At 40.6% G+C, this 13037-nt stretch carries 11 protein-coding genes; 3 read left to right on the top strand and 8 right to left on the bottom strand.

What is annotated here, in order from left to right; genetic code table 11:
- Nucleotides 1–797: 797 nt before the first annotated feature.
- Nucleotides 798–1514, bottom strand: a complete 717-nt coding sequence (gene abaR, locus ACPF64_RS04910) for a LuxR family transcriptional regulator AbaR (protein WP_426455727.1) — start codon at nucleotides 1512–1514, stop codon at nucleotides 798–800.
- A gap of 635 nt (nucleotides 1515–2149) precedes the next feature.
- On the opposite strand from abaR, the gene ACPF64_RS04905 reads away from it, so the two are divergent.
- Entirely contained in the window at nucleotides 2150–2566 is a 417-nt protein-coding gene (locus tag ACPF64_RS04905) for a DUF4902 domain-containing protein (protein WP_004795349.1), read from the top strand.
- Nucleotides 2567–2629: 63 nt separating this feature from the next.
- The gene (gene abaI, locus ACPF64_RS04900) at nucleotides 2630–3196 is read left to right on the top strand and encodes an acyl-homoserine-lactone synthase AbaI (protein ID WP_132072310.1); all 567 of its coding nucleotides are present in this window, start codon (nucleotides 2630–2632) and stop codon (nucleotides 3194–3196) included.
- Nucleotides 3197–3337: 141 nt separating this feature from the next.
- Here abaI and ACPF64_RS04895 read toward each other — a convergent pair whose 3' ends face one another.
- The 7 genes from ACPF64_RS04895 to ACPF64_RS04865 all read right to left on the bottom strand — a co-directional run bounded on the left by ACPF64_RS04895 (nucleotide 3338) and on the right by ACPF64_RS04865 (nucleotide 11938).
- Nucleotides 3338–4699 (bottom strand): MFS transporter, encoded by a 1362-nt coding sequence (locus tag ACPF64_RS04895; RefSeq protein ID WP_426455726.1) that lies wholly within the window; start codon nucleotides 4697–4699, stop codon nucleotides 3338–3340.
- A gap of 120 nt (nucleotides 4700–4819) precedes the next feature.
- Entirely contained in the window at nucleotides 4820–5845 is a 1026-nt protein-coding gene (locus ACPF64_RS04890) for an enoyl-CoA hydratase/isomerase family protein (RefSeq protein WP_426455725.1), read from the bottom strand.
- A 12-nt stretch (nucleotides 5846–5857) separates the two neighbouring features.
- Nucleotides 5858–6631: an enoyl-CoA hydratase gene (locus tag ACPF64_RS04885; RefSeq protein WP_416660067.1), complete on the bottom strand. Its 774-nt coding sequence runs from the start codon at nucleotides 6629–6631 to the stop codon at nucleotides 5858–5860.
- Between the two features lie 21 nt (nucleotides 6632–6652).
- Nucleotides 6653–7780 carry an acyl-CoA dehydrogenase family protein gene (locus ACPF64_RS04880; RefSeq protein WP_311084153.1) on the bottom strand — a complete coding sequence of 376 codons (1128 nt, stop codon included), beginning with the start codon at nucleotides 7778–7780 and terminating at the stop codon, nucleotides 6653–6655.
- 11 nt (nucleotides 7781–7791) lie between these two features.
- Complete coding sequence (locus ACPF64_RS04875) at nucleotides 7792–9441, bottom strand: AMP-binding protein (RefSeq protein ID WP_426455724.1); 1650 nt, start codon at nucleotides 9439–9441, stop codon at nucleotides 7792–7794.
- A 77-nt stretch (nucleotides 9442–9518) separates the two neighbouring features.
- A complete protein-coding gene (gene mmsB, locus ACPF64_RS04870; protein ID WP_426455723.1) occupies nucleotides 9519–10409 on the bottom strand; it encodes a 3-hydroxyisobutyrate dehydrogenase in 891 nt (296 codons plus the stop codon).
- 11 nt (nucleotides 10410–10420) lie between these two features.
- Nucleotides 10421–11938 carry a CoA-acylating methylmalonate-semialdehyde dehydrogenase gene (locus ACPF64_RS04865; RefSeq protein WP_151767853.1) on the bottom strand — a complete coding sequence of 506 codons (1518 nt, stop codon included), beginning with the start codon at nucleotides 11936–11938 and terminating at the stop codon, nucleotides 10421–10423.
- A gap of 166 nt (nucleotides 11939–12104) precedes the next feature.
- Here ACPF64_RS04865 and ACPF64_RS04860 point away from each other — a divergent pair, with 166 nt between their 5' ends.
- A complete protein-coding gene (locus ACPF64_RS04860) occupies nucleotides 12105–12986 on the top strand; it encodes a LysR family transcriptional regulator (protein ID WP_016142532.1) in 882 nt (293 codons plus the stop codon).
- Nucleotides 12987–13037 lie beyond the last annotated feature (51 nt).

Here is a 13037-nt window from a genome sequence, read left to right as displayed (position 1 = left end):
ATAATTCACCCTTAAAACTCGCTAATTCAGAAATTACATGTCTAGCTGGGGCTTTTAATAAAAAATGAATATACTTTTTTTGTTTAAAATATAAATTCACATTATATTTTATGTGCGAGTGTTTTTTATTACACCTGTAAGGGTTTACAGGTTGGCCTGTATTTATTGAAAATGAAGACACTAGATCTCTTTCATAAATTATTTTTATTCAGTCAATTTTGTGAAATCTGGAAATTAAAACTCAAATTCAATCTTTTGCATCTATTTCGATAATATTTAACAAGGTTTTTAGCCTGCCAACTTACACCCAGTTCGTATTCTTATTTTGTTGCTCTCTTGATTGTAGATCTTGTATTCAAGATCTAATTTACTGTGTGCTTTCTCTTTTTAAGAGCAATAAAAGATTCAGGTAAAATCCTCTAATAGCCTTTATTTACAAGGATAAAGCTCATAAAGGAATCTGCTTTAAATTGTATTTGAATAGCTCGAAATCATGTACAGCACCATGACTAATATATAAACTTAGAATCGATATATTTCACCCACAGATAATACAAAAAAATATTTATTATTAATATCAAAATAATAGAAAAATTAAAAATACTCAATTAGTTAAAATTTAAAAAATACAGACCCCACAGCAAATAATTTTTATACAATAATTCAATTTTAATTAAAATTTTATTAAATTAAAAAATAATTTTTAAATAATTAATTTTATTTTAAAAACACCTTTAATAATATTTTATTTTCTTAAAATCCAATATTAAAATTCTCTATCTTTTATATATCCACCTTTATAAAATCCCCAACATCACAGCCCGAATAGCTGCTGAAATTTTATTATTCACATTTAGCTTTTGCATTGAATTTCCAAGATGAAAATTTATGGTTCTTTCAGCCACTCCCAGAATCTGAGCTATCTCTGCTGACGTTTTTCCTTCCGCAGTCCAACGTAGAACCTCTTTTTCACGGTTCGTTAAATAAAGATTAAACTGAGAAAATTCTGCATCATTCACAATTTTAGCAATGCTGGAATGCACGGTCTGAGACAACCAATACATATTTGTATATTGAGCTTTCTGCTCTTTTTCTGATAATTGGTCAGCGGATCTTGCTAGTGTTAACATCCCCCTTGTACCAATAAAGTCACGGCTTGACTGTGCCCAGCCAACATTTAAACCATAAGAACGCGCCTCCTCCCAAAAATCTTTTTGAGATTGTGTGTTCGCAGATTGACTCGACCAGATAAGAGGTTGAAGTGACAGCATACAATGCTGTACAGTTGGATCTACCCTCACATATTGCTGTTTAACATAACGCTTCTGCCATGCTTCGGGATAATTATTCAACATAATCGTTTTTGGTTCAGCAATAGATAATGGCGACTGCATACCATAAGCACAATAATCAAATCCGAGCTTTAAAGCTGTAGATTTGACGACCTCAAATAGCTGATATTCATTTTTTACCATCAGAGATGCTGATAGTAGATCTTCTTGCCAATTTTCCATTTACTCTTATTAAACCTCATGCATAAATCATTTTTATTTAGTTGCATATAGTGAATTCATAATCCAATTAACAACATTTTTGAGCTTGAGAGGGTGGTAAATTCTTCGGATAAACTAGTTTCAGAAAGCTTTTAAGGTTGTTATATTGCATATGTGAATTATGCTTGAAAGTCTCAAATATAAAGAACGCATTTTATTCCAAAAATGAGTATTTTTTACTTTCAAAAGAAGTCTATTATTTACCCTTATTTGCATGTTTCTATTAATTTAACTAAATAATAATCTCTACTAACAATACACTCCGTATAAGTTTTCTATTTATTATCTGGTGAAGCGTAGAATAATTATAATGATCTCGAAAATATTATTTTAATAATAGGATAGATATTATCTACAATACATATGAAAAACTTAAACTATTGATAATCTTGCAACAAGCAACTCTCATATCGAAGCTATAGATGGCTCAATTTCTGCATAAGTAAAACTCGCTGCCCGAAGTACTTTCTAAAGAACAGCTTAACGTTGTGTACCACCAGATTACGGCTAACCTGTAAAACTTAACAGTATTTTGTTGGCAATAATTTATGTTATTTATCTATAGAACTGTAATTCAAGTCACTTGAATAGGTAGCATGGTCACAATCCCCCCTGATTTTTCAATCTCAACAGATGGTTTTATTCGGATGAATGAAATCCAGCTTATGAATTACCCCCTCCAACACCTCATATCTATTGTTGAAACTACACAAATTGAAGACTCTCAAATTCTATATTGTGGGTTTACTGAATGGGCAACATCACGGAGCCCAGCTTTAAGTACTGGATGGGACTGGGAATTTATTGAGAACAATGGAATTGCTAGCTTAAAACGAATTGGGCTACCTCGAAGCAATATCATGATTGTTGATTTATCTGGTACAGATATTGGATTTGATGTTACTGAAACATTAATCGAAAAAAAAATAGATTCTTTGTTTTGGGAACAGTTCATTTATGCTCAAATCAATACAACGCAAACAAAGACTAAATTAAGTCCAAATTTCTCTTAGAAACCTGTAAATTCTTACAGTTACCACCTTTTCAGCTGTCGAGTAAAGTCGCCTGAAAAATAAGTGGAAGCACTTGTAATGAATGTTATTGCTGGATTCCAAAACAATTTTTCAGAAGTCCTATATACCAAATTTAAAAGTTACCGCTACAAGGTATTTGTTGAACATTTGGGTTGGGAGTTGAACTGTCCAAATAATGAAGAACTAGATCAATTTGATAAAATCGATACAGCTTATGTCGTCGCTCAAGATAGAGAATCCAATATTATTGGTTGTGCCAGACTACTACCAACGACTCAACCCTATTTACTGGGTGAAATATTTCCTCAATTAATGAATGGAATGCCTATTCCTTGTTCACCAGAAATTTGGGAATTATCAAGATTTTCAGCCGTAGATTTCTCGAATCCGCCGACCTCTGCTAATCAAGCAGTGTCATCCCCAGTCTCTATTGCAATTTTGCAAGAAGCAATTAACTTTGCAAGAGAACAAGGCGCAAAACAACTCATTACGACCTCACCTCTTGGGGTAGAGCGGTTATTACGTGCCGCGGGTTTTCGCGCTCATCGTGCAGGACCGCCAATGGTTATCGATGGATATGCTATGTTTGCATGCTTAATTGAAGTGTAGTTAGTTAAATCAAAGTCTAAGAATATTGGTGACATAGCAAAGATTAAGGTCTTAAGCCAGAATCTCGTTTCGCTCATTAAATTTCAAAAGCCCTAGTCAAAAGATTAGGGCTTTTCTTTATTTGAAGATTCAAACTTAATATTAAGACTGCTCAGTAATTTTGGTTTTCAAATTTAATTCTGATTTCTTATGGTAAGCCTCATCAGTTTTAGTCTGCCAATCACGTGGCATAAATGAAGTCGATATGATCGCAACGATAGCCATAGATCCAATATAAATCATAATTAAGTAAGGATTACCCTGCCCGATACTTAAAAGTTTCGTCGCAATTAGCGGTGCTAAACCACCACCCAATACGCCAGCTAACTGTACCGAAATTGAAATTCCGCTATAACGAATTTCAGCGGGGAATTGACGCGCAAAAAGCTGAGCTTGTGGTGCATACATAATCGGGAAGACCACGCCAATCGCTAAAACAATTGCTGTCCAAACTAATACAGGATCTTTTGTGTTGAGCATGGTAAAGAATGGATAGCAGTAAAGCGCCAATATGCATAGACCAAACATAAACATATTGCGTTGGCCGACTTTATCCGACAAATGTCCACATAACGGTGTCATAAATAAAATGACGGCTGCGCCGCAAATGGTGGCAAATAAAATGTCTTGGCGTGGGATTCCAAGTTGTGCAGTGGTATAAGCCAATGTAAATGTTGAGGCAATATAAAACCATGCATTCTCAGCTGCGCGAGCCAAAATAATGGTGATGAGTTGCTTTGGATGGTTTTTAAAAACCTGTAAAGCAGGAACTTTGACTTCTTCAGACTGTTGTTTTACTTTTTCGAAATCTGGCGACTCAGGCACTTTTACACGTATATACCAACCCACTGCCAGTAAAATAATGCTGGCAAGAAATGGTAAACGCCAACCCCAGCTAAACAGTGCTTCTTCAGGTAATAACGACACTAGACCCAACGCGATTGAGGCTAGCATTAAGCCACCACCTGTACTGGCTTGAGGCAAGCTTCCCCAAAAACCCTTACCGCCTTCGGGTGCATGTTCAACTGCCATAAGCACAGCACCGCCCCATTCGCCGCCCATTGCCATACCCTGAATAAATCGCAAGACAACCAAGCCAATCGCAGCCCAATATCCAATTGATTCATAAGTCGGTAATAAGCCAATCAGTACGGTTGGGATCCCCATGAGCATTAGAGTCAGTAGCAACATCGATTTACGGCCAATCTTGTCACCAAAATGACCAAAGACTAGGCCCCCTAGTGGTCGCCCAATAAACCCAACGGCATAGGTTGCAAATGCGGCAAGTACACCTGTAAGTGCATCTAGATTGGGGAAAAATAATTTATTAAAGATGAGAGCTGCTGCTGCGCCATAAATAAAGAAGTCATACCACTCAATGGTGGTGCCGACCATGCTAGAGATGCCTGCTAATCGATGTGACGACTTTTTAGAATGTGAACCGTTTCCTTGTATTGTTTGCATCGCAATTTCCTTTCTTGGATTTTCTTGTTTTGTCTTTTTTATGCTTATGACCAGCCCTGACCATAAGCATTTTCAGGTCTCGCTTTATCTCCTTAAGCTTTTTTGTTTTTGTAATGCGGTTTAGCTCAATTTTTCTAAAATCTGTTCAAGCTCCGGATTACGTTCTTGCCACTGCGGTTGTTTGTCTTTATCAACAATGAGCGCACGAACACCTTCGATAAAGTCACCATGCTCAAACCAAATGTCCTGTAAATCACGCTCAAGCTGCATACATTGTGGCAAAGAAAGCCCACGGCCTAAATGTTGCAGCTTCAAACTCGTTTGTTTGGCAATAAATGAACGTTGCTGCAAAATGCTGAGCATCTTACTTGCCCAAGCTTTTAAGCTTTCATCTTGTTCATTTTCAAGACTTTGTTCAATTTCATCTAAATGCTGAAAACCGAAATGTTTACGGATGCCTTCGGCTAGTTGCTTTAACTCACTTTCGGCAGGACGAGTAATAAATCGGGTAATGATTTGCTCAATTCCTTCTTTACTTAAACTTGGCGTATCAACAAGTGCTTCTTGCAATGTTTGTAACTGCTCGCTTGGCACATGGTAGTCAATTAAATCGAGATAGAGTGCATCGCTACTGCTGATCTGCTCACCCGTAATTGCCATATAAACGCCGATATCATCAAGTCGAGACAAGAAATGCGTTGCGCCAACGTCTGGGAAAAAACCAATCGCTGTTTCAGGCATGGCAAATCTAGACTTTTCACTGCTCACCACAATGTGACAAGCCTGAGCTAAACCAAAACCACCACCTAACACATAGCCATCGAGTACAACGATAACTGGCTTTTCATATTCACGCAGCGTGGTCAGCATTTTATATTCGGCACTAAAGTAGCCTTTATAGTCAGCCGTACCATTTTTATAACTGTCGTAGAGATAGCGGATATCTCCACCTGCACAGAAGGCTTTCGGGCTATTTGACTTAATTAACACTGCCTGAACAGCAACATCATTTCGCCACAGTTCCAATTGGGCACCAATGCCTTCAATCATATCTAACGACAATGCATTGAGATGAGTCACACGGTCTAAGGTAATAACGCCCAACTTACCCTGTTGCTCAATCATTAAGTGACTTTCTGTATTCATTTTATTGATCTCTTATTGATTTTTAAAATTTGGCTGGCGTTTTTCAACGAAAGCCTGCATTCCTTCTTTTTGGTCAGATGTCGCAAAAATTGAATGGAACATACGTCGCTCAAAGCGTAAACCTTCGGTTAGATTCACTTCATAAGCTCGGTTGATGGTTTCTTTAAGCATCATGTTTGCTGTTAAAGATCGTGCCGCAATTTTTTCAGCTGCTTGCAAGGTTTGTTCAAGTAATTCTTCTTTGTTAAACACACGTGCGACTAAACCACTTTGTTCTGCTTCTACAGCGCCCATTTGACGAGCGGTAAAACACATTTCCATTGCTTTGGCTTTACCAATGGCATGGGTTAAGCGTTGTGTGCCACCAATACCCGGAATTACCCCTAAGGTGACTTCAGGTAAGCCAAACTTGGCGTTGTCAGCACAATAAATAAAATCACACATAAGCGCCAATTCACAGCCACCACCTAACGCATAGCCACTCACCGCTGCAATTAGAGGTTTACGGCGCTGTGCAATACGGTCTGCAAGATGAAAAAAGTCATCAAAATAAATATCTGGAAATACTAAATCAGCCATTTCTTTAATGTCTGCACCTGCGGCAAAAGCTTTTTCTGAGCCTGCTAATACCATGCAACCAATTTCGCGGTCTTTTTCGAGCTGATCTAATGCCTGATTAATTTCACTAATTAATTCACTGTTTAAAGCATTGAGCGCTTGAGGGCGATTTAATGTAATCAGTCCAACCCCATTACGCTTTTCTAATAAAATACTTTGCCACTGCATCATTCATTCCTTGTTCTGGTTTTATAGACTACGTGCGATGACTAAACGTTGAATATCGCTCGTGCCTTCGTAAATTTGGCAAATACGAGCATCACGATAGATGCGCTCAATTGGAAAGTCTTTGAGATAGCCATAGCCACCAAACACTTGTAAGGCGCTCGAGCACACACGCTCAGTCATTTCTGAAGCAAATAACTTAGCCATTGAGGCTTCATTTAGACACGGTTGCCCTGCTTCTTTTAAACGTGCAGCGTAGTGAACAAGTTGTCTGGCAGCTTCAATTTCGGTTGCCATACTAGCAAGGCGGAAAGCGATAGCTTGATGCTCAAAAATCGGTTTGCCAAAAGTAATACGTTCTTTGGCATAGCGAGTTGCTTCTTCGAGCGCTGCACGTGCCAAACCTACTGCCTGTGCAGCAATACCAATACGTCCACCTTCTAAATTGGCAAGTGCAATTTTTAAACCTTCGCCTTCTTGGCCTAGCATGAAGCTTTTATGGATGCGTACATCTGTCAGTGCAATCTGGCAAGTATCTGATGCATGCAGGCCTAGTTTTTCTTCAACACGAATCACTTCGTAACCCGGTGTATCGCGTGGGACTAAAAAGGCACTAATCCCTTTTTTACCCGCGCTCGGATCAGTCACTGCAAACACAATAATCACGCCAGCATTGTTGCCAGAGGTAATAAACTGCTTAGCACCATTTAAAATGTAATCATCGCCATCTTTCACCGCACGGGTTTTAAGAGCTGCCGCATCTGAGCCCGTATGTGGTTCGGTTAAAGCAAAAGCACCGATCATTTCACCTTGCGCCAAAGGTTTTAAAAAGCGCTCTTTTTGCTCATCGGTACCAAATTTTAAAATAGGGACACAGCCAACCGAGTTATGTACACTCATGATGGTTGAGGTTGCACCATCTGCTGCGGCGACTTCTTCGAGTGCCAATACATAGGCTAAGTTGCCCGTGTCTGAACCTCCCCATTGTTCTGAAACAAGCATGCCCATAAAACCAAGTTGCCCCATTTGAGCCAAGGTTTCCTTTGGGAATGTCCCGTCTCGATCCCAATCGCTGGCATTGGGCTTGATTTGTTCTTGGGCGAAACTTTTCGCCATATCACGAATGAGTAATTGTTCTTCGGTAAATTGCATTATTATTTCCTTTACCCTGCTTTAGCTTGTTGTTTAGCAATTTCTTGATTACGCAATAAAAAGCGCTGAATTTTACCACTTGGAGTTTTAGGTAATTCACTCACAAATTCAACTAAACGTGGGTACGCATGTGCAGAAAGTCGTCTTTTAACAAATTGGCTGAGTTGTTCAGCAAGTGCATCTGAAGGTTGAGCATCGGCAGCTAAAATCACGAATGCTTTAACGACTTCGGTACGATCTGGGTCAGGCACACCAATCACTGCTGCTTCAATGACAGCATCATGTTCGAGTAAGGCACTTTCCACATCAAAAGGTCCAATGCGATAACCCGATGTCGTGATCACATCATCACTGCGGCCAACAAAGCTCATGCTGCCATCAGCATGTAACTCGGCAGTGTCGCCAGTTAAATAGTAATGACCAACAAATGGTGATTTTCGGCTTTCTTTATAGCCGCCGAACCACATCATTGGAGACTGGCTAATATCTACCGCTAAAATTCCCGGTGTGTCTGGCGGAAGTTCTTCACCTTGTTCATTGACAATCGCAACACGGTAGCCCGGACTTGGGAAACCTGCTGAACCAGCATGAATTTCATGTTTTAAACCATGATGATTGCACACCACCATACCGACTTCGGTTTGTCCGTAATGGTCATAAATCGGAGCATCTAAGATTTGTTTAAACCAGCGAATCACTTCTGGGTTAAGCGGCTCACCTGCACTGCTAACAACACGGAACAACCCTTTTAACGGCGCCATTTGTGCTGGGTCAGCCGCCATCATCATGCGGTAAGCCGTCGGTGCGCCTGCCAAGTTGTTAATTTTATAATCTTTCACAATTTGGCATAGGCTATCTGTGCTAAAACCACCTTCATAGAACAAAGTAGCGTGGCCCAAGAATAACGGCCCAGTAATCGCATAGTACAGACCATAAGCCCAACCCGGATCGGCAATATTCCAAAACGAATCCTCTTCGGTTAAACCAATGGCATCTTGCATATATCGCCCAAAGGCAATCAATGCTTTTAAAGGCACTTCCAAGGGTTTCGCTGGCCCTGTAGTGCCTGAAGTAAACATCAATAAAAATGGATCTTGGATGCTACGCATGACCAAATCGCATTGATCAGACTGCTGCTTCACTTCATTCCAAAAGTTAAAATCACCAGCTTTGAGCGGAGTACCTTGCACATCGGCAACCGTCACAATTGGAGGGCAATTTTCAATTTCATCAAGCTTGCTGCGGTTACCTACATCGGTCACCACCAGCTTGCTTTGTGCAAGCTGAATACGGTGTTCAATCGCTTTTGGACCAAATGCAGTAAATAGTGGCTGGTAAACAGCACCAATTCGCCAAGCTGCAAAAATAGTCACGATCAGTTCAGGTGTTCTTGGTAATAAACCTGAAATACGGTCGCCTGCTTTCACACCTTGTGATTTTAAAAAGTTGGCAAACTGACTTGACCATTCTTTTAGTTCACGGAAGGTATACTGTTCTTTTCGCCCGTCTTTTCCTTGCCAATACAGTGCAATTTTATCGCCATCTGCGTGTCGATCACAGCATTCATAACAAGCATTTAAGGCATCAAGTGAACCTGATAACATCTGTTTTGCAGTACTTTCCAAATCGAAAGCCTGTGCAGCATTTTGATAATCCATCATATCTTTTCCCTCAGTCCGGATTTGTTGTTATTCACGACAGGGTTTAATTGAGTTAAAGCCATCCTTTGGCTTTACCGTTATGCCTCTTGAGGCAGGTATTGCTGAATAATGCTCGAAAAATCGAGATTGGCATTACCACGCATGCACATTTGCTGATAAAGCTGCTGTACCATGCCACCTAATAAAATTGGCTGTTTAACTTGACCTGCGGCTTCGACAGCGAGACCTAAATCTTTCAACATCAGCTGAGTTGCAAAGCCGTCTTGATAGCCTCGAGATGCTGGCGCATTTTCATTAATATGCGGCCATGGGTTACACACATCCGAGCTCCAGCAACGACCACTTGAGGTGTTAATGACGCCTGCCAATGCTTGTGGGTCGATGCCCAGCTTTACACCGAGTGCCATACCTTCGGCAACAGCAGCCATTGAAATACCTAAAATCAGGTTGTTGCAGATTTTAGCAATTTGACCTGCACCGACATCACCACAATGAACAATATTTTTGCCCATGTGGCTGAGTACAGGTTTCACTTCATTAAAGGTTTGCTCATCGGCACCCACCATGAAGGTTAGAGTTCCTGCTTGGGCACCAATGGTTCCACCAGAAACTGGTGCATCACAGATTTTAATATTTTTGCTATGTGCAACAGTGGCAATGTCTTTAATGGTTTGTGGATCAATGGTACTGCTATCAATGCATAAACTACCTGCTTTTAGCACTTCCAATACACCATTTTCACCTAAGTAAACTTCTTTAACATGCTTGGCCGCAGGTAGCATGCTAATGACCACATCAGCTTGTTTTGCTGCTGCCTGTGGGCTCTCGCATACTACGCCACCTGCCTCGGCGAAGTGCTGAATAGCAACTTCACTGAGGTCATAACCATAAACTTTGATTCCGGCTTTAAGTAGGTTATGGGCCATTCTGCCGCCCATATTCCCTAGACCGATAAAGGCGATATTCATCCGTGATCCCCTTAACGTAAACTAATGGTTGTATTTACACCGCCAACTTCATGGCTATCTTCAAACCAGCGACTGGTAATGGTTTTAGTCTGGGTGTAGAACTGTACAGCCTGTTTGCCGTATGGTCCCAAATCACCAAGTTTTGAGCCTCTTGAACCAGTAAAACTAAAGAAAGGCACTGGTACAGGAATTGGAATATTGATACCAACTTGACCCACATCAATTAAGTTTTGGAAAGTACGCGCAATCGCACCGCTTTGCGTAAATAAGCCCACACCGTTACCGAATGGGTTGGCATTGATTAAAGCAATCGCTTCCTCAAGGGTGTCTACACAAATAATGGAAAGTACAGGGCCAAAGACTTCTTCTTTATAAATACGCATGTCGGTATTTACGCCGCTAAAAATCGTTGCACCTACAAAGTTGCCCGATTCATAGCCTTGAACTTGAACATCGCGACCATCGAGCAGCAACTCTGCACCTTGCTCAACACCGCTATTAATTAAATCAAGCACACGCGCTTTGGCACGTTTTGAAATGACAGGGCCAATATCGGTATTTGGCTCATGGCCTGCATTCACTTTTAAGGTTTTCGCTTTTTCGACTAATTCTTGAATCCACTGTTTGCTTTCACCCACCATCACTGCAACCGACAATGCCATACAGCGTTGCCCTGCTGCACCAAATGCTGCGCCCACCAAGGCATTTAAGGTTTGCTCTTTATTGGCATCTGGCATAACGGCAACATGGTTTTTTGCACCCATCATCGACTGCACACGTTTGCCATGTTGCCCTGCAAGGTTATAAACATGCGTTCCAACTGCAGTTGAACCTACAAATGAAATGGCTTTAATATCTTTATGTGTACATAAACGGTCAACCACTTCTTTACCGCCATGCACAACATTCAGTACACCTGCCGGAATACCTGCTTGAATCGCAAGTTCAACGAGCATCATGGTCGATAACGGGTCTTGTTCTGATGGTTTTAAAACGAAGGTGTTGCCGCAAACGATCGCCATTGGGAACATCCACAGTGGAATCATCGCTGGAAAGTTAAACGGCGTAATGCCGGCACACACACCCAAAGGTTGCTGCAAGGTATACGTGTCTACACCACGTGCTACACCTTCAACATATTCACCCATTTGTAGAGTACCGATTGAACAAGCATGCTCAACCACTTCTAAACCACGTTGAATATCGCCTTCAGCATCTGCCAAGGTTTTGCCTTGTTCAGCCGTCAGTACTTGCGCAATTTCCTTCATGTTGGCACGAATCAAATCTTGCAGTTTAAGCATGATGCGCATACGTGCTTGAATTGGGGTTTGACGCCAAGAAGCAAAAGCATCTTGTGCAGCTTGAATAGCAGCGTCAACTTCTTTAACCGTTGCAAATGGTACACGACCAATTACTTCCTGAGTCGCAGGGTTAACAATGTCTTGCCATTCCTGTGTTTCAGATTCGATAAAATTTCCGTTAATGAGTAATTTAGCGGTTTCCAATTCGATTTTTTGGATTGTGTTCATAACCTCTCCGTAGGCCATATTTTTATTGTGTTCAATTATTGGAAAATACTTTTTGATCGTATTTTCTTTATTCCAGTTTCAATTGAGACTAGCAAAGAAAACTTTGACCACCAACGCAAATTCATGCACGATTGTTGTGCAAATATGCACAAGGATTACAACAAAAATGAAAGTGGATTGGGATCATCTACATTTTTTTCTGGTTTTAGCTCGTACTAAAACGCTGACCAACGCTGCGCGGATTATTGGTGTCGAGCACAGTACAGTAGCTAGACGGATTCAGGCACTAGAACTTGCTTTGGGTACAACGCTATTTAAGCGTGAAGCGACTGGTTATGAGTTGACACTCGAAGGAATGGCACTTGTTCCTCGAGTTGAGCAAATGGAACAAGCTTTCTTACAAATTGAAAAACCACATCAACCCTTGCAAGGTCGTGTGCGAATTGGCACACCTGAAGGTTTTGGAACTGCATTTTTAGCCCGTTTACTGGCTGAGTTCTCTATTCAATATCCATTGCTCACCATCGATCTGATTCCAGTGCCAAAAATGATTAAGCTCTCACACCGTGAGGCCGACATTGTGGTGTCAATTGACCGCCCAACTTCTGGGCCATATATCATTACGCGCTTGTCTGACTATTGTTTAAAAATTTATGGTAGCCAAAACTATCTGGCTCAGAACCCACCCATTCGTGGTTTAGAAGATTTAACCCAACACCGCTTTGTGAATTATATTGATGATCTGGTCTATAGCCCTGAGCTGTATTGTTTAGAACGATTGCCCTTAAAGCTTAACGCGAACTTCCGTAGCAGCAGTATTTTGGCTCAACAAATTGCGGTGAGTGCTGGTGCAGGACTTGCGATTTTGCCCAAATTTTTGGCCGATGATAAACCGGAACTTGAAGAAGTGTTAGAGCAGCAAGTTCGCTTTACCCATACGTTCTGGATGCTGACCTTTGTTGATTTACAACATGAACCGCGCATTAAGTTGGTTTGGGATTATCTACGTAAGCAAGCCGATAAATATCAACATTTATTGGTTGATTAAATAGTCTAAATAAAAAAGCCAATCATGATTGATTGGCTTTTTTGAAATTAT

It is taken from the genome of Acinetobacter sp. KB005, assembly GCF_049949095.1.
Classification (GTDB): Bacteria; Pseudomonadota; Gammaproteobacteria; order Pseudomonadales; family Moraxellaceae; genus Acinetobacter; species Acinetobacter calcoaceticus.
This window is presented reverse-complemented; position numbering and strand designations above follow the sequence as displayed.